Annotated in this window: 18 protein-coding genes; 10 read left to right on the top strand and 8 right to left on the bottom strand. The window is 45.5% G+C overall.

From position 1 onward, the window contains the following. Positions 1-31: 31 nt before the first annotated feature. The 5 genes from mscS to MTR11_RS17840 all read right to left on the bottom strand — a co-directional run bounded on the left by mscS (position 32) and on the right by MTR11_RS17840 (position 7,005). Entirely contained in the window at positions 32-898 is an 867-nt protein-coding gene (mscS, locus tag MTR11_RS17860; protein WP_005393946.1) for a small-conductance mechanosensitive channel MscS, read from the bottom strand. Positions 899-1,332: 434 nt separating this feature from the next. Beyond that, on the bottom strand, positions 1,333-2,409 hold the full coding sequence (gene fbaA / locus MTR11_RS17855; RefSeq protein WP_005393947.1) for a class II fructose-bisphosphate aldolase: 1,077 nt from the start codon (positions 2,407-2,409) through the stop codon (positions 1,333-1,335). Between the two features lie 154 nt (positions 2,410-2,563). Next, positions 2,564-3,724 (bottom strand): phosphoglycerate kinase, encoded by a 1,161-nt coding sequence (locus MTR11_RS17850; protein ID WP_005393948.1) that lies wholly within the window; start codon positions 3,722-3,724, stop codon positions 2,564-2,566. A gap of 153 nt (positions 3,725-3,877) precedes the next feature. Continuing rightward, entirely contained in the window at positions 3,878-4,915 is a 1,038-nt protein-coding gene (gene epd, locus MTR11_RS17845) for an erythrose-4-phosphate dehydrogenase (protein WP_006743084.1), read from the bottom strand. A gap of 131 nt (positions 4,916-5,046) precedes the next feature. Beyond that, positions 5,047-7,005, bottom strand: coding sequence for a ligand-gated channel protein (locus MTR11_RS17840; RefSeq protein WP_005393952.1), 1,959 nt, complete (start codon positions 7,003-7,005; stop codon positions 5,047-5,049). A gap of 139 nt (positions 7,006-7,144) precedes the next feature. On the opposite strand from MTR11_RS17840, the gene MTR11_RS17835 reads away from it, so the two are divergent. Further along, the gene (locus MTR11_RS17835) at positions 7,145-8,038 is read left to right on the top strand and encodes a LysR family transcriptional regulator (protein WP_170892839.1); all 894 of its coding nucleotides are present in this window, start codon (positions 7,145-7,147) and stop codon (positions 8,036-8,038) included. A 93-nt stretch (positions 8,039-8,131) separates the two neighbouring features. On the opposite strand, the gene tkt is transcribed toward MTR11_RS17835, so the two are convergent. After that, a complete protein-coding gene (gene tkt, locus MTR11_RS17830; protein ID WP_243328151.1) occupies positions 8,132-10,126 on the bottom strand; it encodes a transketolase in 1,995 nt (664 codons plus the stop codon). A gap of 315 nt (positions 10,127-10,441) precedes the next feature. Between tkt and metK the strand changes: the two genes are divergently transcribed. The 8 genes from metK to ruvX all read left to right on the top strand — a co-directional run bounded on the left by metK (position 10,442) and on the right by ruvX (position 17,170). Continuing rightward, positions 10,442-11,596: a methionine adenosyltransferase gene (gene metK / locus MTR11_RS17825; RefSeq protein WP_005381027.1), complete on the top strand. Its 1,155-nt coding sequence runs from the start codon at positions 10,442-10,444 to the stop codon at positions 11,594-11,596. Positions 11,597-11,996: 400 nt separating this feature from the next. Continuing rightward, positions 11,997-12,794 (top strand): DUF2189 domain-containing protein, encoded by a 798-nt coding sequence (locus tag MTR11_RS17820; protein WP_005381026.1) that lies wholly within the window; start codon positions 11,997-11,999, stop codon positions 12,792-12,794. A 68-nt stretch (positions 12,795-12,862) separates the two neighbouring features. Further along, positions 12,863-13,360: a SprT family zinc-dependent metalloprotease gene (locus tag MTR11_RS17815; RefSeq protein WP_048626010.1), complete on the top strand. Its 498-nt coding sequence runs from the start codon at positions 12,863-12,865 to the stop codon at positions 13,358-13,360. Positions 13,361-13,510: 150 nt separating this feature from the next. After that, positions 13,511-14,206, top strand: coding sequence for a deoxyribonuclease I (endA, locus tag MTR11_RS17810; RefSeq protein WP_005393967.1), 696 nt, complete (start codon positions 13,511-13,513; stop codon positions 14,204-14,206). Between the two features lie 116 nt (positions 14,207-14,322). Next, entirely contained in the window at positions 14,323-15,054 is a 732-nt protein-coding gene (gene rsmE, locus MTR11_RS17805; protein ID WP_005393970.1) for a 16S rRNA (uracil(1498)-N(3))-methyltransferase, read from the top strand. A 13-nt stretch (positions 15,055-15,067) separates the two neighbouring features. Beyond that, positions 15,068-16,018, top strand: coding sequence for a glutathione synthase (gene gshB, locus MTR11_RS17800; protein WP_048626011.1), 951 nt, complete (start codon positions 15,068-15,070; stop codon positions 16,016-16,018). A 128-nt stretch (positions 16,019-16,146) separates the two neighbouring features. Next, the gene (locus tag MTR11_RS17795) at positions 16,147-16,710 is read left to right on the top strand and encodes a YqgE/AlgH family protein (protein ID WP_005393973.1); all 564 of its coding nucleotides are present in this window, start codon (positions 16,147-16,149) and stop codon (positions 16,708-16,710) included. Between the two features lie 34 nt (positions 16,711-16,744). Beyond that, entirely contained in the window at positions 16,745-17,170 is a 426-nt protein-coding gene (ruvX, locus tag MTR11_RS17790) for a Holliday junction resolvase RuvX (protein ID WP_005381017.1), read from the top strand. A 61-nt stretch (positions 17,171-17,231) separates the two neighbouring features. Here ruvX and MTR11_RS17785 read toward each other — a convergent pair whose 3' ends face one another. Both MTR11_RS17785 and MTR11_RS17780 read right to left on the bottom strand, forming a co-directional pair. Next, the gene (locus tag MTR11_RS17785) at positions 17,232-18,338 is read right to left on the bottom strand and encodes a PilT/PilU family type 4a pilus ATPase (protein WP_243328150.1); all 1,107 of its coding nucleotides are present in this window, start codon (positions 18,336-18,338) and stop codon (positions 17,232-17,234) included. A 20-nt stretch (positions 18,339-18,358) separates the two neighbouring features. Beyond that, the gene (locus MTR11_RS17780; protein WP_005381015.1) at positions 18,359-19,399 is read right to left on the bottom strand and encodes a type IV pilus twitching motility protein PilT; all 1,041 of its coding nucleotides are present in this window, start codon (positions 19,397-19,399) and stop codon (positions 18,359-18,361) included. 28 nt (positions 19,400-19,427) lie between these two features. Here MTR11_RS17780 and MTR11_RS17775 point away from each other — a divergent pair, with 28 nt between their 5' ends. After that, positions 19,428-20,129, top strand: coding sequence for a YggS family pyridoxal phosphate-dependent enzyme (locus tag MTR11_RS17775; RefSeq protein ID WP_054575409.1), 702 nt, complete (start codon positions 19,428-19,430; stop codon positions 20,127-20,129). Positions 20,130-20,191 lie beyond the last annotated feature (62 nt).

Raw genomic sequence — 20,191 nt, 5'->3', positions numbered from 1 at the left:
TGGCCTCGCTTTCGAATATCTACCGCTTGTATTAAGCGTCGATTTTGTTCAGATGAACATCCATTTGTGGGAATGGAATTTCGATACCATTTTCATCCAGTGCTTCTTTAATACCTTGCATTGCATCAAAGTATACGCCCCAGTAATCTGCAGTTTTCACCCATGGGCGAACCACAAAGTTTACTGAAGAGTCTGCCAGTGTAAGTACACCGATTGTGATATCAGGATCTTTCAAGATACGCGGATCTTTTTCTAGCGTCTCGCGAATTACTTTCTTCGTTAGTTTAAGATCCGCTTTGTATGACACACCAATCACTAAGTCGACACGTCGCGTTGCATGACGAGAGTAGTTAGTAATTGCACCACCGATTACTGACGAGTTAGGCACAACAACCATCTTGTTGTCTGGTGTTTTTAGAACAGTTTGGAAGATTTGAATTGCTTCAACACTACCCGCTACACCGCCAATTTCTACGTAGTCGCCAGATTTGAATGGACGGAACGCAACAATGAGTACACCAGCTGCAAAGTTTGATAGTGAACCTTGTAGCGCAAGACCAACAGCAAGACCTGCCGCACCGATTACAGCCACGACTGAAGCGGTTTGAACGCCTAATCGACCAAGAGCGGCGATAAGTACGATTACAAATAGCAAGTAACGAACAAGACCGTGAATAAATTCAACGACAGCCTTATCCATGTTTTTCTTTTCTAGTACTTTAGAAACACTACCAGCGACTGCTTTAACGATAATATTACCGATAAACAGAATAAGCAGCGCAGAGATAATGTTCACACCGTACTGAACCAGTAGATCTGAGTTGTTTGTCAGCCAAGTTTCAGCCTGAGTTAGACCATCCGTTAAAGTGGTATCGATACCCACCGATTCACCTGCCATAATTCTTATCCTCAAAAATAAAGATATATAAATCCAATTGCCGTTAATTTATGAACCTTGTTTTTTAAAGGCTCTTTTCTAAAACAACATCCCTATTGCCCCACTGAACAGTGTCAGATTTTTGGCACAATATCCCAACTTTGACTTTTTTCAAAGTCAGAGTTTCGCAAAGATATGCAAAACAAGACTTTATCAGAGTTTTCTGATATTGGCTTGTTACAGGTTACGCAATGCACTCTTATTTCGCCACTCCTATGACTGATATTCCTATGTTTTTATTTAAAAACGTTAAAGGGGGAACATCCCACCAGAAAATACAACCTGACGCATAAAGATATCAATAGGAAAACAGGGAAAGAAACATAGGGGCAAAATGAGAGACATAAAAAAACCCGCTCAAAAAGCGGGTTTTTAAGTAACTTAATCAGTAACGATTAAAGTACGTCAACTGCGTTTAGGTCAGCAAATGCTTGCTCTAGACGAGCTACCATTGAAGCTTGACCAGCACGTAGCCATACGCGTGGATCGTAGTACTTCTTGTTTGGTGCATCTTCACCAGTTGGGTTACCGATCTGACCTTGTAGGTAATCGTGGTTTTCAGCTTCGAACTTACGGATACCATCCCAAGTAGCCCACTGTGTATCAGTATCGATGTTCATTTTGATAACACCGTAGCCGATAGATTCACGGATTTCTTCTAGAGAAGAACCTGAACCGCCGTGGAATACGAAGTTTAGAGAGTTCGCTGGAAGACCGAATTTCTCAGAAACGTGCGCTTGAGAATCACGTAGGATAGTTGGAGTTAGTACAACGTTACCTGGCTTGTATACGCCGTGTACGTTACCGAAAGATGCTGCGATAGTGAAACGGTGGCTGATTGCGCTTAGTTTCTCGTATGCGTATGCAACGTCTTCTGGAGAAGTGTATAGCTCAGACGCATCCATATCAGAGTTGTCAACGCCGTCTTCTTCACCACCAGTACAACCTAGTTCGATTTCTAGAGTCATGTTCATTTTAGCCATGCGCTCTAGATACTTAGCAGAAATCTCGATGTTCTCTTCTAGAGACTCTTCAGAAAGGTCGATCATGTGAGAAGAGAACAGAGGCTTACCAGTTTGCGCGAAGTACTCTTCACCAGCGTCTAGTAGACCGTCGATCCAAGGAAGTAGTTTCTTAGCAGCGTGGTCAGTGTGTAGGATTACTGGAACACCGTAAGCTTCAGCTACAGCGTGAACGTATTTCGCACCAGCAACAGCACCTAGGATTTGAGCTTCTTGACCTTCAAGTTTTAGACCTTTACCAGCAAAGAAAGCAGCGCCACCGTTAGAGAATTGAACGATAACTGGAGCTTTAACTTTTGCAGCTGCTTCAAGTACTGCGTTTACAGAGTCAGTACCCACACAGTTTACTGCTGGAAGTGCAAAGCTGTTTTCTTTTGCAACTTCAAATACTTTCTGAACGTCATCGCCAGAGATAACACCTGGTTTTACGAAGTCGAAGATCTTAGACATGGATGTAATCCTATTTATCTGTCGTTTTTAAACAAAACTTGTTAAGTTGAAAATCTTGCAAACGTTTGCTCACAACTGAGGCTATTCTAGCAGAGTTCCTCACACGTTGCAGCAAACAAGAAAGCGGGAGAATCACTCCCCCGCTTTGCTTTAATTACTTAGCGCGTGCTTCTAGCATTTCTACTGCTGGAAGAACTTTACCTTCTACGAACTCAAGGAAAGCGCCGCCACCTGTAGAGATGTAAGAAACGTCAGCTTTGATACCGAACTTGTCGATAGCTGCTAGCGTGTCACCACCACCTGCAACAGAGAAGCCTTCAGATGCTGCGATAGCTTCTGAGATACCTTTAGTACCTGCTTCGAAGTTCTTGAATTCGAATACGCCTACTGGACCGTTCCATAGGATAGTCTTCGCGTTCTTAAGGATTTCTGCTAGTTCAGCTGTTGAATCTGGGCCAAGGTCGAAGATCATGTCGTCGTCCTGTACTTCAGAAACGTGTTTAATTTCTGCTTCTGCGTTTTCGTCGAATGCTTTCGCACATGCAACGTCAGTTGCTACTGGAATTGCACACTCATCCATTAGCTTCTTAGCAGTGTCTACTAGATCCGCTTCGTATAGAGACTTACCAACGTTGTGGCCAGCAGCTGCGATAAATGTGTTAGCAATACCACCACCAACAACTAGTTGGTCAGCGATTTTAGATAGAGACTCAAGTACAGTTAGCTTAGTAGAAACTTTTGAACCGCCTACGATTGCAACCATTGGACGAGCTGGGTTGTCCATTGCTTTACCTAGCGCTTCAAGCTCGTTTGCTAGAAGAGGGCCAGCACAAGCGATAGGTGCGTGCATACCAACACCATGAGTTGACGCTTGAGCGCGGTGAGCCGTACCGAATGCATCCATTACGAATACGTCACATAGTGCTGCGTATTTCTTAGATAGCTCTTCGTCGTTTTTCTTTTCGCCTTTGTTAAAGCGAACGTTTTCTAGAACAACAAGTTCACCAGCGTTTAGCTCTAGGCCATCTAGGTAGTCTTTTGCTAGCTTAACTTCACAATCTAGTGCGTCGTTTAGGTAGTTAACAACTGGTTGTAGAGAGAACTCTTCTGCGTATTCACCTTCAGTTGGGCGACCTAGGTGAGACGTAACCATTACTTTAGCGCCTGCTTCTAGGCAGTGCTTAATAGTTGGAAGAGATGCGATGATACGTGCATCTGAAGTTACTTTACCGTCTTTTACTGGCACGTTTAGGTCAGCACGGATAAATACACGTTTACCTGCAAGATCCAGGTCAGTCATCTTGATTACAGACATGATGTGTCCTCTCAAATATTGATAATTAAAGTTTTTGAAAACTCGGCAACCCTGCCAAGCCTGTTAATTCTTCAAACTGGTTATAGATGATATGGAGATATCATGGATTTATTTCAAGGCTTGAAATAAAAATTCTCCATTACTTCTTCGTCATTACTGCTCCACTTGAGAAGAAGCTTGCATTGCTAAGGCAGTATCCAGCATCCGGTTAGCAAAGCCCCATTCGTTGTCGCACCAAACGAGCATTTTTACGAGTTGCCCGTTACTCACTCTAGTCTGGCTTCCATCTACAATCGCACTATGGGGGTCGTGGTTAAAGTCGATGGAAACGAGTGGCGATTCAGTATAGTCAACAATGTTACGTAATGTACACTGAGATGCGTTAACAATGGTTTGATTTACGTCATTAACTTTCACATTTGTATTAATTGTGACACTTAAATCCATTGCGGTGACGTTAACGGTTGGGACACGAACAGAAATTGCTTCGAATTTGTTGGAAAATTTCGGGAAGATTCTTTCAATCCCCTTATGCAACTTGGTGTCAACCGGAATAATAGATTGGCTCGCAGCGCGGGTACGGCGTAGATCGTTATGGTACGCATCGATTACTTGCTGATCGTTCATGGAAGAGTGAATCGTGGTAATGGTACCGGACTCAATACCGAAGGCTTCGTCTAACACTTTAATGATGGGAACGATACAGTTGGTGGTGCAAGAGCCATTGGAGACAACACGGTGTTCGTCTTTCAGAGTTTCGTGGTTCACACCATAGATAATCGTATTATCTATGTCGTTTGCGCCCGGGTGTGAAAACAGCACTTTCTTCGCGCCAGCTTCTATATGCGCTTGCCCATCGGCTTGTGAACCAAACACGCCAGTGCAATCCAAGACAATATCGACTTCTAAATCACGCCAAGGAAGTAGTTCGAGTTCAGAGAGGTGAAGAATGCGAATAGAGTCATATTCGCCGCTATCATGATGAACATGCAAGTGTTCTTGGTCGTGGGAGATTTTTTTACCGAAGCGACCATGACTAGTGTCATATTGCAGTAGGTGCGCCATCGCTTCTGGCTGCGCTAATTCGTTAACCGCCACAACCTTGATCTGCTGATGTTTTCCGCTTTCATATACGGCTCGCAGAACATTACGACCTATACGTCCAAATCCATTGATCGCAACCTTTAGCATTTATCCTTCGCCCTACCAAAAATTTCGTGTCACAGATACTACCTGATCAGGCTGAAAAACGCACCTGTTGAATCATAGTAAAGCAGGATTAAAAAAGGCCGAGACAATGCTCGGCCTTATTACAACAATAATTAAAATGCGACGTCTAAACCTAACCAGTAGCGACGACCATCTTCGACATATCCGTATTCTTCGTAACTGATTTCCTCATCCAGCAAGTTATAGATCGCGCCTTTAATACGAGTATTATCGGTTAACTGGTATGTCACACCAGCGTCCACAAAGGTATAAGCAGGCTCTACAATACTGTTTCTTGATGGGCCAGTAACCGGATCCATTTCTTTACCTCGGTAAGTGACTTTAGCCCAACTTTCTAGATCTGTTGTTGTTTGCCAAGTTACATCCACATTAAACAGATGCTTTGGTAACTGTTGCAGCGGCATGCCTTTGTATTCACCTGTTTTTTGCTCTGAGTCGGTAAATGTGTAGCTCGAGCTGAGGTAAATGGTTTCCGTTAATGGCGATGCTAAGGTCGCTTCAATACCTTGTGTGACCGCTTCGTCCACGTTAATGCGGTACGTTGGATCTGCCCCCCATTGGTTTGGTCCATCTGTACAGATGGTATCTGGACAAACAACACGTGTGATCTTGTCTTTGAACTCATTATGGAACGCAGTCAAAGAGACATCTAAACCAGAGTCACCTTGATACAAGACACTGATTTCTTTGTTTAGCGACGTTTCAGGGTCAAGGTCTGGGTTACCGTAGATATTACCGCCGCCACTGACTTGCGCCCAACCAGGAGTAATTTCACGTAATTGCGGAGAACGGAAACCTGTTGCCACGCCACCTTTCACAGTCCAAGACGGGTCAACTCGCCATACACCATAGACACGCGGACTAAAGTGCGCGCCATAGTTTTCGTCATGATCTAGACGACCACCAAGCGTAACGCTAAACGGATCGGCGATTCTCCACTCATCTTCAATGAAAACAGCCCACTGCGTATTCGATGTTTCGGTCTTCGATGACGCTTTGTTGGAGGTGAAATCCTCAAGCTCTGCATGAGTGGCGTCCACACCAGTCGTCAACGTATGGTTTCCAATACCAGTCACCAAGCTCGATTTGAACGTGGTGTTGGTGATCGTCATCTCGCGAGATTTGTTCTCGCTCTCTTCACGTTGTAAGTAAGTATCTGAGATGCCAACCGAGTCCCAGTCGCCATTGTGACTTAGCGTTACATAATTACGACGATATTCGTTGAGTGAATCCTCACAACCTCTGCGGCAACCCGTCGTTGGTACGGAAAGGCCAACGTTACCGCGACGACTTTGTGCCGATGTGCCACCCTCTAGTTGCACAGAATGGCGGTCATTAATCTGGTAGGTCAGTTTTGAAGAGATACTTTGCATATCTTTATCTTCATAACCGTATTCAATATCGTCTTCTTCTCTTGCGGTATACTGACCGTATACTTGGAGAGATAGATTTTCGGCTAGCGGCCCATTGACGAAGAAATTCGCGCTCTGCTCTCCGCCCGAGCGACTGTTTTCTTGCAGAACCGTGCCTAACTGAACATTACCTGTCCACTCCATCGCGTCTTTTCGCGTGATCACGTTAATTACACCACCAATCGCATCAGAGCCATAAAGCGTCGACATTGGACCACGGATAACTTCAATTCGCTCAATCGCTTGAAGAGGGGGTAACCAGCCTTGTTCGATACCAGGGCCGTCACTATTTGGGCGAGTTTCACGTGTGCTTTGACGTTTACCATCGACCAGTATCAAAGTGTATTTAGAACCCATACCACGGATACTGATATCGGTAGTGTCACCACCACCTGTTACGACGACACCAGGCACACTTTTTAATGCATCAGTCACATCGCGGTAATAACGAGAGTCCAACTCCTCACGCGAAATCACACTAATACTTGCAGGCGCGTCCGCTTGAGATTGCTCATAACTTGATGCAGTTACAACCACTGTTTCCATTTTAGAAACCGCATCATTGGCAAACACATGAGGGACACTGACGAAGGCTAAAATACCAGTTGCAGTAATAACTGGCAGTCTAAGAGTAGACATCTACATCTCCATAATTGATAATGATTATTATTTTCGAAAGTGAATTATTCACAAATAGAATGAGATGCATAGTGAGAGTTATGGAACGGTTCTTCCCATTTATGGAACCGTGCATAACGCAGTAAGGAGTTAATGAAATATGCACGACTTAGCATCAATTCGAGCCTTTGATGCGCTCAATCAGCATAAGAGTTTGACCGCCGCTGCCAAGGCCCTCAACCAGCCTAAATCAACGCTGAGTCGTCGCTTAGCACAATTAGAAGAAGATTTCGGTCAGGCTCTAACCGCAAGACAAGGTAACCGATTAGTTCTGACAAGAGCGGGAGAAATTTTTGCCCACTACAGTCGCCAGATTCTTGAGCTAAGTGAAGAGAGTTATGACGCGCTTCAAGGTTTAACAAACCAAGTTTCAGGGCCGCTACATATTGTTTGTCACACAGCATTAGTTAGAAGTTGGCTAGGTGGTGTGCTCAACGGTTTTCTCGCCGATAATCCTGACGTTAGGGTTCAACTTACCAGTGACTTTTCTGAAGCGCACCATGACCCAGATTTGTTCATCTGGCTCGGTGAGCGTAAAGATCTCGATTGGCGCAAAGAGGTATTAGGCTCATTTCGTTACACGCCCTTTGCCTCTCCAGCTTATCTTGAACAACACGGTTCGATCCTGCACCCCAAAGAGCTTGAAGCGCATCCGTGGATCGATTTTGGCTCGGTACAAGAAAATGGATTGATGCTCTCACACCCTCAACACGGTGAGTTCTTTTTAGAGCCATTTGTGAGTCGCTTGTACAGCGACAACATCGCAATGCAGATCGACAGCATCGCGAATGGTCATGGTATTGGACTGCTGCCAACTTGGACAGCAAGCGGCTACGAGAAACATCATCCGGGTCGAATCACACCTTGCTTAGAAGGTTGGCTTTCAGAGCCCATCTCCATTAACTGCTATACGCCTGCAGGAAGGCCACCACTGCGCTTATCCGTACTTTTAGACTGTATTCACCAAAGCATTCCACAAGGTTGGAAAAACTGACAAAAAACAAAAAGGCCATCGCAATGATGGCCTTTCCAACTTTAGTATCTAACAGTCGTCCTTTACGTTCAGACTATTGAGACAATCTAGCAGTTACGCTAGCAATTCTTTTGCTGTGTTCACTACGTTTTCAGTCGTGAAGCCAAACATCTCGAATAGTTGAACAGCAGGTGCAGATTCACCAAATGTCGTCATACCGATGATGCGACCGTCGAAACCAACGTACTTGTACCAGAAGTCTGCAATACCTGCTTCGATAGCGATACGAGCTGTTACGTCTGATGGTAGAACGGCTTCACGGTAAGCAGCGTCTTGCTTGTCAAATGCATCCGTTGATGGCATTGAAACCACGCGTACTTTCTTACCTTCTGCCGTTAGTTGAGTCGCAGCTTCTACTGCTAGCTCAACTTCAGAACCTGTTGCGATAAGGATTAGCTCTGGCTTGCCTTCGCAATCTTTCAGGATGTATGCACCTTTCGCGATGTTCGCTACTTGCTCAGCTGTACGATCTTGTTGCGCTAAGTTTTGACGAGAGAAGATAAGTGCTGTTGGTGCATCTTTACGTTCAATCGCTAGTTTCCATGCTACGGCAGACTCAACCTGGTCACATGGACGCCATGTGCTCATGTTTGGCGTTACGCGTAGAGATGCCATTTGCTCAACAGGTTGGTGAGTTGGGCCATCTTCGCCAAGACCGATCGAATCGTGCGTGTACACTTGGATGTTCTGAATTTTCATCAGCGCAGCCATACGCATTGCGTTACGCGCGTATTCCATAAACATTAGGAATGTCGCACCGTAAGGAACGAAACCACCGTGCAATGCGATACCGTTGATGATAGCAGTCATACCGAATTCACGTACACCGTAGTGGATGTAGTTGCCAGAGAAGTCATCCGTTTCTAGAGACTTAGAACCAGACCACATGGTCAGGTTAGAAGGCGCTAGGTCAGCAGAGCCGCCCATGAATTCAGGAAGCATTTGACCAAACGCTTCTAGTGCATTTTGCGATGCTTTACGTGATGCAATGTTCGCTGGGTTTGCTTGAAGATCAGCAATGATTTGGTTCGCTTTTTCTTCCCATTCTGCTGGAAGTTCGCCGTTTAGACGACGTTTAAGCTCTGCTGCTTCTGCAGGGTAAGCAGCTGCGTATGCTTCGAACTTTTCATTCCAAGCCGCTTCTTTCGCTGCACCTGCTTCTTTTGCATCCCACTCAGCGTAAACATCTGCAGGGATTTCAAATGGACCGTACTCCCAACCTAGGTATTCGCGAGCCGCTTGAATCTCATCGTGACCTAATGGCGCACCGTGACAGTCGTGCGAACCAGACTTGTTAGGAGAACCGAAACCGATAATTGTTTTAGTACAGATTAGAGTCGGACGAGGATCCGCTTTAGCCGCTTCAATCGCTGCGTTGATTGCCTCAGGATCGTGACCGTCTACCGCTGGGATTACGTGCCAGCCGTAAGCTTCGAAACGCTTAGGTGTATCGTCAGAGAACCAACCTTCAACGTGACCATCGATAGAGATGCCATTGTCATCCCAAAACGCGATCAGTTTGCCTAGACCTAGCGTACCTGCTAGAGAGCATGCTTCGTGCGAGATGCCTTCCATTAGACAGCCGTCACCCATGAACACATACGTAAAGTGGTCAACGATGTCGTGACCTTCTTTGTTGAACTGTGCCGCTAGTGCTTTCTCTGCGATAGCCATACCAATAGCATTAGTGATGCCTTGGCCAAGAGGACCCGTTGTTGTCTCGATACCAGGCGCGTAGCCGTACTCTGGGTGACCTGGGGTTTTTGAGTGCAATTGACGGAAGTTTTTCAGATCGTCAATAGATAGCTCATAACCGCTTAAGTGCAGTAGAGAGTAAATAAGCATTGAGCCGTGACCGTTTGATAGCACGAAGCGGTCGCGGTCGGCCCACTCTGGGTTTGATGGGTTATGGTTTAGGTGAGAGCGCCAAAGAACTTCGGCGATATCAGCCATACCCATTGGTGCGCCTGGGTGGCCTGAGTTAGCTTGTTGAACACCATCCATGCTTAGAGCACGAATTGCATTGGCAAGATGTTTACGAGACGACATGTCTGCTCCTGAGTACATTAAGCGAAACGAAAAGTAGGTCATAATTCTCTCAAAGCCCTCTTGGGTGTGCAAACGTTTTCCAGTCCAAAACCTCACAAATATTGCACCTTTCGCGCCAAATCGTTCGAAGTTCTTAAAATTATCAATAAATCAGGCAAACGTTTGGTTATAACAAAAACCAAAAAAGAGCTTGTAATTCGAGCAATCAAATTTAGAATAGACGTCTAGATGTAGATACACCTACAAAAATTAGTATTAATTTGCGCTGGAGAGTTTATCATTCCCCAGTTTTAAACCAGATATAGTGGAGCTAACATGGCTAAGCACCTGTTTACTTCTGAGTCAGTATCAGAAGGTCATCCAGATAAAATTGCAGACCAGATTTCTGATGCGGTTCTTGACGCGATTCTAGAGCAAGATCCAAAGGCTCGTGTTGCATGTGAGACTTACGTTAAAACCGGTATGGTAATGGTGGGTGGTGAAATCACGACTTCAGCATGGGTAGACATCGAAGAGTTAACTCGTGAAACCGTTCGTGAAATCGGCTACGTACATTCAGATATGGGCTTTGACGCAGATTCTTGTGCGGTACTAAACACAATCGGTAAACAGTCGCCAGATATCAACCAAGGTGTTGATAAAGCTGACCCTAAAGAACAAGGTGCAGGCGACCAAGGCATCATGTTTGGTTACGCTTGTAACGAAACTGAAGTACTAATGCCAGCGCCAATTACTTACTCTCACCGTCTTGTTCAAAAGCAAGCAGAAGTTCGTAAAAACGGCACACTACCTTGGTTGCGCCCTGATGCAAAATCTCAGGTAACATTCCAATACGATCAAGGTAACATCGTTGGTATCGACGCGGTTGTTCTTTCAACTCAACACTGTGATTCAATCTCAACTTCAGACCTGCGTGAAGCGGTAATGGAAGAGATCATTAAACCAGTGCTACCTTCTGAGTGGATCAACAAAGAAACAAACTTCTTCATCAACCCAACTGGTCGCTTTGTAATCGGTGGTCCTATGGGTGACTGTGGTCTAACAGGTCGTAAGATCATCGTAGATACTTATGGCGGCGCAGCTCGTCACGGTGGCGGTGCGTTCTCTGGTAAAGATCCATCAAAAGTTGACCGTAGTGCAGCATACGCAGCACGTTACGTAGCGAAAAACATCGTAGCGGCTGGCATGGCTGACCGTTGTGAGATCCAACTTTCTTACGCAATCGGTGTTGCTGATCCAACGTCTATCATGGTGGAAACGTTCGGTACTGAGAAAGTATCTCACGACATCATCATTGAAGCGGTTCGTCAATTCTTCGACCTACGTCCATACGGTCTACAAGAAATGCTTAACCTTCTTCAACCTATCTACAAGAAGACAGCCGCTTACGGTCACTTCGGTCGTGAAGAATTCCCGTGGGAAGCGACAGACAAAGCTGCACTTCTACGTGATTTCGCTGGCATCAAATAATCAAGCCAAGCAAGAATCAATCAAGCCCTCGCCTATGGCGGGGGCTTTTTATTTTCAGCAACGTTTATCCAGCCATTTCAGCTCATACCGCCCTGCCCCACAAAGCAGTCCTGTTTCTCCCTCATTTTTATACCGAATAAATTTTCAGCAATTATTTGTAAATTATCCCATCTCCGCCAATAGTTAAAATATTGTTAACTCCAATTTAAATAGAGACGTCGGATGCTGGCGATGTGGCAGCAACACTTAATAAAGACACGAGTCAGGCATCTTTATGGCCGATACCAAACTAAGCCAATGCTCAGAAGTAAGCTTGAAAAAGTCGCTTCAAGTTTGACTGAACAAAAACCGCTGTCAGTTGGTATAAGCGGATAATGTGGGAATAAATCAAGGAGGAGTTATGCCTCGAACTGTTAATCCATCGGACTTCCACAACAAGCGAAAGGAAGTGCCAGATAACGAATACGCCAGAACCATACCGTGCAATACGGTTAATCTTTCTGCACCTTTTCATTGGCTCGCATTAGGTCTGCATGATTTCGTGCGAATGCCCCTCATCAGTGCTTTCTATGGCATCTGTTTTATGGCGGCTGCGATAGGTATTGTTTTGCTCGTACAGTGGCAAGGCACACACTTGGTCGTCATGCCCAGTTTGATTGTTTACATGTTAATCGGTCCGTTTCTCGCGCTCGGCTTGTATGATGCCAGTTGGGAGAGAGAGCGCGGACACAAAGCTAGCTTGTTCCATTCCATGAAAGCGATCGGTCGTAACTCAACATCTCAATGGGCATTCGCCGTGTTACTCGCTGTGTGTATGATATTTTGGATGCGCATTGCCGCTCTACTTCATGCGCTCTACCCTTCTGTTCAAGGGGCACCTTTAAGTGAGTTCCTACCCTTCCTTGTCATCGGCTCTCTAGTTGGCTTTGTTTTGGCTTGTGTGGTGTTTAGCATTTCAGCCTTTTCTATTCCGCTCATGATGGAGCGTCGCGTAGACATGATGACCGCTGTATTTACCAGCTTTAATGCCGTGAAATCCAACATTCCAGCGATGATTGTTTGGGCGGCGATCATCTGCGGCGGTATTCTTATCGGCTTTGCGACCTACGGGATCGGAATGTTGTTTACCATGCCAATTCTAGGCTACGGTACATGGCATGCTTACCATGCCACCATCAAGAAAAAACACACACCATAATTAACTGATGCTATGATCTGGCCCTCGCAAATGCGGGGGCTTTTTTATTTGATTTATCGAGGTGAATTGTGGATATAGAACTAAGCTATAAAGCCAAGCAAGTGATGGCGGACTGCATCGCGATGGCAGAGCAAGCTTTCAAACGTTCTTTCCCTATTCCAACAATCACCTTCAACGTCCGCGGGAAAGCGGCAGGAAAAGCCTACCTTCAATTGAATCAAGTGCGCCTGAATCCCGTTTTATTTCGCGAAAACACCCAAGCATTCTTAGATGAAGTCATTCCTCACGAGGTGGCACACCTGATTACTTATCAGGTTTACGGACGAGTTAGGCCTCACGGCAAAGAATGGCAAGGTGTCATGGAAGCCGTATTTAAAGTGCCCGCCAAAACCACTCACAGCTTTGAAGTAAAATCCGTTCAAGGTAAAACCTTTGAGTATCGTTGTGGCTGTATGACCTACCCTCTATCGATTCGCCGTCATAATAAAGTGCTGCGCAAAGAGGCGACGTACTCTTGTCAAAAATGCCGCCAACCACTTAACTTCACGGGCGTTCAGTTATCGTAATCTATATCTCATAGTGTTACTTGCGTTCCCAAAATAAAGATCGAGTTTATCAAAACCTTCCCTTCGCCACTTATTGTTAACTTACTCATCACTAAAGCCATTTTATGCGTGTTATCATGAATAAAGTCATACTTTATAAAGACTTTAATCATGAAATACCTATTCTCTCTGTTACTTATCGCGCTTTCTAGCACTGCGGTTGCCGCGCCACCAAGTTCATTCTCTGCCGCCAAACGTGAGGCGGTAAAAATTTATCAAGACCATCCAACGAGCTTTTACTGTGGCTGCAACATTCAATGGCAAGGCAAAAAAGGCTCCCCAGATTTAGCCTCTTGCGGTTACCAAGTCCGTAAACAGGAAAAGCGGGCCGCACGAATCGAATGGGAGCACGTTGTACCTGCGTGGCAATTTGGCCACCAGCGTCAATGCTGGCAAGATGGCGGACGTAAAAACTGCAAGAAAAAAGACAAAACCTTTCGCTTGATGGAAGCAGACCTGCACAACCTAACCCCTGCTATTGGTGAAGTAAACGGTGACCGTTCGAACTACAACTTTAGCCAATGGAACGGCGTCGATGGCGTGAGTTATGGTCGCTGTGAGATGCAAGTGAACTTTAAGCAGCGTAAAGTCATGCCACCAGACCGTGCTCGAGGTTCGATTGCTCGTACCTACCTATACATGAGCAAAGAGTACGGCTTTAAATTATCAAAACAGCAAACGCAGTTGATGAGTGCTTGGAACAAAACCTACCCAGTCGATAAATGGGAATGTGAGCGTGACGAGCGCATTGCCAAAGTACAAGGCAATCATAACCCATTTGTTCAAAAAGCCTGTCGCGCACTCTAGTGCTCCTCTACCTTGAAGCGTTTCAATAACTGATATTGAAACGCTTCTTGCCCCTTGTTTTTTCGGTTTAAAGCATCCATGTTAGGGTTTAAGTTTATTCTCTTGCTGGAAATCTCATGCGTATCCCTCGAATTTATCATCCAGAAACCATTCATCAACTTGGCTCACTTGCTTTAAGTGACGACGCAGCAGGCCATATCGGCCGTGTTCTGCGCATGAAAGAAGGCCAAGACGTTCTCCTATTTGACGGCAGCGGCGCAGAATTCCCAGCGGTTATCAGTGAAGTCAGCAAAAAGACGGTTTTGGTTAACATTACCGAGCGTGTAGAAAACAGTATTGAATCCCCTTTAGACCTGCACCTTGGTCAAGTTATTTCACGTGGCGATAAGATGGAGTTCACTATCCAAAAGTCAGTGGAACTTGGCGTCAATACCATCACACCTCTGATTTCCGAACGTTGTGGCGTCAAGCTTGACCAAAAGCGCTTTGAGAAAAAACTCGCGCAATGGCAAAAAATCGCCATCAGTGCCTGTGAGCAGTGTGGACGCAATGTCGTTCCAGAAATTCGTCCAATTATGAGCTTGGAAGAGTGGTGTAAAGAAGAGTACGATGGCTTAAAGCTCAATCTTCATCCTCGTGCTAACTACTCAATCAACACACTGCCAACACCGGTTGAAAAAGTGCGCCTACTAATCGGCCCTGAAGGCGGTTTATCGTCTGAAGAGATCGAGATGACTCGAGAATATCAATTTGAAGAAACGCTACTCGGCCCTCGCGTTCTGCGTACCGAAACAGCGGCTCTGACAGCAATTACAGCCTTACAAGTTCGTTTCGGCGATCTTGGTTAAACGGAGAAAAATAATGATCAAACTCGGCATTGTGATGGACCCAATTTCGTCCATTAACATCAAAAAAGACTCTAGCTTTGCCATGATGCTTGAAGCGCAACGACGCGGCTATGAAATCCACTACATGGAAATGAATGATCTGCATCTCGATCAAGGCGTTGCTATTGCAGATACTAAAGTGGTGGAACTAAAAGAAGATCCAAACGGTTGGTACGAGTTCAAATCAGAGCAAACGATCAAACTGTCTGATCTAGACGCTGTACTAATGCGTAAAGATCCTCCGTTTGACACAGAATACATCTACGCGACTTACATCCTTGAGCGTGCAGAAGAACAAGGTGCACTGATCGTTAACAAACCTCAAAGTCTACGTGATTGTAATGAAAAACTGTTTACAGCGTGGTTCCCTGAGCTGACACCAACGACAATCGTGACGCGAAAAGCAGAGAAAATTAAAGAGTTTCGTGAAAAGCATGGTGATGTCATCCTAAAACCGCTTGATGGTATGGGCGGCGCATCTATCTTCCGTGTAAAAGAAAACGACCCTAACGTCTCTGTAATCATCGAGACACTGACCAACCACGGTCAAAACTACGCAATGGCGCAAACCTTCGTGCCAGATATCAGCAACGGTGACAAACGTATCTTAGTCGTAGATGGTGAACCAATGCCTTACTGTCTAGCTCGTATTCCTGCAAAAGGTGAAACGCGCGGTAACCTTGCAGCTGGTGGCACAGGTGAGGCTCGACCACTAAGCGAGACCGATATTAAGATTGCTCAAACTGTCGCTCCGACACTAAAAGAAAAAGGTCTTATTTTTGTTGGCCTTGACGTAATTGGCGATAAGCTAACGGAAATCAACGTCACCAGCCCAACCTGTATTCGCGAAATTGAAGCGGCTTTTGACATCTCAATCACTGGCAAACTGATGGATGCGATTGAGCGTCGAGTAAAAGGCGAATAACTCAAACTGTATTACAGTTAATAGAGAGCGTAGTACATTAACTTAAGCAAACTCATGCACATACCTAGATGGTAAACTGTATGATGTTTGCTTAAGGGCATTTACGAGAGTTAAGGGTCAATATGAGTATGAATCTCACAAATCACTTTTTAGTTGCCATGCCTGGGATGAAAGATCCGTACTTTCAAAACAGCGTGATCTACGTTTGTGAGCACAACGAAGACGGCGCTATGGGGTTGATGATCAATGCTCCTGTTGATATCACCGTCGGCAACATGCTCAAGCAGGTGGAAGTTCAGCCAGTACACCCGCGCCTATTTGAAGCCAGCCTAGATAGACCAGTCTACAATGGCGGCCCAATCTCGGAAGATCGTGGTTTTATTCTGCATAAACCTAAAGATTACTACGAGTCCAGCGTTCAAATGACCGATGACCTCGCGGTAACCACTTCACGTGATATTCTTTCGGTGTTAGGAACAGAAGCAGAACCAAGTGATTACTTAGTGGCACTTGGCTACTCAGGTTGGAGTGCAGGCCAATTAGAAAATGAGCTGGTCGAAAACTCTTGGCTCACCATTGAAGCGACGCCTGAAATTATCTTTAATACACCAATCAACGAGCGTTGGAAGAAAGCGGTCGAAAAGCTGGGCATCGACCCCAGTCATCTTTCAGCAGACTCTGGACATGCTTAGTCCGAAATACAGTTACATTAGATAGAGACACCTTATGTCACGCACAATTATGGCTTTTGACTTTGGAACCAAAAGCATTGGTAGCGCTATTGGCCAAGAAATTACTGGTACAGCTTCCCCATTAAAAGCCTTTAAAGCCAATGACGGTATTCCAAATTGGGACGATATCGAAAAGCAAATCAAAGAGTGGCAGCCAGATTTGCTAGTGGTCGGTTTACCAACTGATCTTCATGGCAAAGACCTTGAGACCATAACCCCTCGTGCACGAAAATTTGCTAAGCGTCTGCAAGGCCGATACGGCTTACCTGTTGAACTGCATGATGAGCGTTTATCTACAGCAGAAGCTCGTGCGGAGTTGTTCAGCATGGGCGGCTACAAAGCCCTATCGAAAGGGAATGTGGACTGCCAGTCAGCGGTGGTGATTCTAGAAAGCTGGTTTGAAGCCCTCTGGGGTGAATAAAACACAATACTCAAAACAAGAAAAGGTTGGCAAGTGCCAACCTTTTTTCGTCTAAATACGCTTAATCCATATCGATCTGAACGTTAGCAAGACTGCCCGTAGAGAATGCTTCGCCACGCTGTGTTTTCAACATCAAGCGCAAATCATTCGCCGAATCGGCACTGTGCAGCGCATCTTCTTCGCTGATCTTACCTTGCATCACCAACTTATAAAGAGATTGATCGAACGTCAGCATACCAAACTCATTTGAGCGAGCCATGGTTGACTTCAACTCATGCAAATCTCCGCGACGGATCAAATCAGATACTCGTGGGCTATTTAGCAAGATCTCAAACACACCATGACGCCCCTGCCCATTCTTATCTCGGATCAGCTGCTGACCAACCACACCTTTTAGGTTCATCGACAAATCAAACAAGAATTGTTCTTTTTGATCTTTCGGTACCAAGTGAAGAATGCGCTCTAAGGCTTGGTTGGCGTTGTTGGCGTGCAAAGTTGCCATACACAAATGGCCTGTTTCAGCGAATGTCATCGCGTATTCCATTGTTTCACGGCTACGGATCTCTCCAATCAAAATCATATCTGGCGCTTGGCGCAGCGAGTTTTTAAGCGCAACTTCATAGCTTTCCGTATCTAACCCAACTTCGCGTTGAGTCACGATACAGCGCTTGTGCTCATGCACGAATTCGATCGGATCTTCGACCGTCAAAATGTGTCCCGTCTTGTTGCTGTTTCGATAGCCCGTCATTGCCGCCATTGTGGTGGATTTACCTGACCCAGTAGCACCAACCACCAGCACCAAACCACGCTTGGCTATCGCTAAATCTTGCAACACTAACGGTAACTTTAATTGCTCAAAGTTGGGAATATTGGTTTCAATACGACGAATCACTGCGCCTGGTAACTCGCGTTGAAAAAAGGCACTAACACGGAAGCGGCCACAATCTCTCACAATGGCAAAATTCGACTCACGACTTTTACGAAATTCCTGACGCCGATCTGGCTCCATAGCACTGTCGAGTAATGCCGCTACATCACTCTCGGTGAGTTTTTCACCTTGTGGTCGCAATTCGCCATCCACACGAAATAGAATTGGCGCTCCAACCGTGATGTAAAGATCCGACGCTTTCAGCGCCAGCATGCCTTCGAGAAATTTATTTAGATCCATCTTCCGTGTTCACCTACGTATTACGAGAATTGCTGCACTTCTAACCCGATCTTACTATCGACCTCTTCACGAGCGACCATACCTTGTGCCATTAACTGACGAGCATTTTGCTCCATGGTTTGCATGCCGTGAGCCGCACCAGTTTGAATGATCGAATACATCTGCGCGACTTTGTCTTCGCGGATCAAGTTACGAATCGCAGGCGTTGCCATCATGATTTCATGGCATGCAATACGGCCACCACCATTACGTTTCAATAACTTTTGCGCGATAACCGAACGAAGGGATTCAGAAAGCATCGAGCGCACCATGTCTTTATCACTGCCAGGGAACACATCGATAATACGGTCAATGGTTTTTGCCGCTGAGCTAGTGTGTAACGTGCCGAACACTAAGTGCCCCGTTTCCGCCGCCGTTAACGCAAGACTGATGGTTTCTTTGTCACGCATCTCACCAACCAGAATAACATCCGGGTCTTCACGTAATGCGCTGCGCAGTGCGTTTTGGAAACTATGCGTATCACGGTGTACTTCACGCTGGTTGATCAAACATTTATTGTTGTTGTGAACAAATTCAATCGGATCTTCAATTGTGAGTACGTGCTTGTTGTGATTACGGTTAATGTAGTCAACAATGGCTGCTAAGGTCGTCGATTTACCAGAACCTGTTGGGCCAGTAACCAGAACTAAGCCTTTTTCAGCGTTCGCAATTTTTTTGAAGATCTCGGGAGCTTCCAGCTCTTCCAAAGTTGGAATGCTACTTGGAATGGTACGGAATACTGCCGCACAGCCACGAGATTGGTTGAAAGCGTTGACACGGAAACGACCAACGTTATGCAACTCAAAAGAGAAGTCGACTTCGAGTTTTTCTTCGAACTCACTGCGTTGGGCATCGTTCATGATTTCGAAAACCAAACGATGCACTTCTTGGTGTGTAAACGCTGGAATGCCTAGTTTTCTCACATCCCCATCAATACGAACCATTGGTGGGACACCTGCAGAAAGATGTAGATCCGAGGCATTATGTTTTACACTAAAATCCAGTAACTCAGTGATATCCATTTAAAATCCTTAAGTCTAAAGTACAGCTATGAGTAGTATTCAACAAAATATTGAACATATCACCTCTCAAATTCGATATGACGAGCAAAAATGTGGTCGAACTCCAGAGTCAGTGCAACTTCTAGCGGTAAGCAAAACTAAACCTGTCGAGGCAATTCTCGAAGCCTACCAAGCGGGACAAACCGCCTTTGGTGAAAACTACGTCCAAGAGGGCGTCAGTAAAGTTCAGCACTTTGCCGAGCATTATCCAGATAATCGAATCGAATGGCACTTCATTGGCCCGATTCAGTCGAATAAATCGCGACTTGTTGCCGAACATTTCGATTGGGTTCACACCATAGATCGAACCAAGATTGCTCAACGCCTGAATGATCAGCGTCCAAGCGAACTTAAACCGCTACAAGTTCTGATTCAGGTTAACACCAGTGGTGAAGCATCTAAGTCTGGTGTCACCGAAGCGGAAGTATTCGAGCTGGCGGAGTTGATTTCTCGCCTACCCAACCTCACTTTAAGAGGGTTGATGTCGATTCCTGCCAACGTGTCTGACTACGAATCACAGCTTCATGAGTTTCAGAAGTTGGCCACATTGAAGCAAACACTCGAAGCACAGTTCCCAGAAATCGATACATTATCAATGGGAATGAGTGGTGATATGACCGCTGCAATCGAAGCTGGTAGTACAATGGTTCGTATTGGAACCGCTATTTTCGGCGCGCGAGACTACAGCTAAATCAACAAAACGCTCACTAGCGACATAAATTCGTCGTTAAATTAAAGAGTAAATCGCGCAAT

This window comes from Vibrio sp. CCB-PB317 (genome assembly GCF_022808245.1).
GTDB classification, from domain to species: domain Bacteria; phylum Pseudomonadota; class Gammaproteobacteria; order Enterobacterales; family Vibrionaceae; genus Vibrio; species Vibrio diabolicus.
The sequence above is the reverse complement of the archived record's forward strand: the minus strand, read 5'-3'. Positions and strand labels throughout refer to the sequence as shown.

What these genes read in the sequence shown, in the direction of transcription:
- mscS (WP_005393946.1), bottom strand. Translation starts at nt 898, where the DNA reads ATGGCAGGTGAATCGGTGGGTATCGATACCACTTTAACGGATGGTCTA.
- fbaA (WP_005393947.1), bottom strand. Translation starts at nt 2,409, where the DNA reads ATGTCTAAGATCTTCGACTTCGTAAAACCAGGTGTTATCTCTGGCGAT.
- MTR11_RS17850 (WP_005393948.1), bottom strand. Translation starts at nt 3,724, where the DNA reads ATGTCTGTAATCAAGATGACTGACCTGGATCTTGCAGGTAAACGTGTA.
- epd (WP_006743084.1), bottom strand. Translation starts at nt 4,915, where the DNA reads ATGCTAAAGGTTGCGATCAATGGATTTGGACGTATAGGTCGTAATGTT.
- MTR11_RS17840 (WP_005393952.1), bottom strand. Translation starts at nt 7,005, where the DNA reads ATGTCTACTCTTAGACTGCCAGTTATTACTGCAACTGGTATTTTAGCC.
- MTR11_RS17835 (WP_170892839.1), top strand. Translation starts at nt 7,145, where the DNA reads ATGCACGACTTAGCATCAATTCGAGCCTTTGATGCGCTCAATCAGCAT.
- tkt (WP_243328151.1), bottom strand. Translation starts at nt 10,126, where the DNA reads ATGTCGTCTCGTAAACATCTTGCCAATGCAATTCGTGCTCTAAGCATG.
- metK (WP_005381027.1), top strand. Translation starts at nt 10,442, where the DNA reads ATGGCTAAGCACCTGTTTACTTCTGAGTCAGTATCAGAAGGTCATCCA.
- MTR11_RS17820 (WP_005381026.1), top strand. Translation starts at nt 11,997, where the DNA reads ATGCCTCGAACTGTTAATCCATCGGACTTCCACAACAAGCGAAAGGAA.
- endA (WP_005393967.1), top strand. Translation starts at nt 13,511, where the DNA reads ATGAAATACCTATTCTCTCTGTTACTTATCGCGCTTTCTAGCACTGCG.
- rsmE (WP_005393970.1), top strand. Translation starts at nt 14,323, where the DNA reads ATGCGTATCCCTCGAATTTATCATCCAGAAACCATTCATCAACTTGGC.
- gshB (WP_048626011.1), top strand. Translation starts at nt 15,068, where the DNA reads ATGATCAAACTCGGCATTGTGATGGACCCAATTTCGTCCATTAACATC.
- MTR11_RS17795 (WP_005393973.1), top strand. Translation starts at nt 16,147, where the DNA reads ATGAATCTCACAAATCACTTTTTAGTTGCCATGCCTGGGATGAAAGAT.
- ruvX (WP_005381017.1), top strand. Translation starts at nt 16,745, where the DNA reads ATGTCACGCACAATTATGGCTTTTGACTTTGGAACCAAAAGCATTGGT.
- MTR11_RS17785 (WP_243328150.1), bottom strand. Translation starts at nt 18,338, where the DNA reads ATGGATCTAAATAAATTTCTCGAAGGCATGCTGGCGCTGAAAGCGTCG.
- MTR11_RS17780 (WP_005381015.1), bottom strand. Translation starts at nt 19,399, where the DNA reads ATGGATATCACTGAGTTACTGGATTTTAGTGTAAAACATAATGCCTCG.
- MTR11_RS17775 (WP_054575409.1), top strand. Translation starts at nt 19,428, where the DNA reads ATGAGTAGTATTCAACAAAATATTGAACATATCACCTCTCAAATTCGA.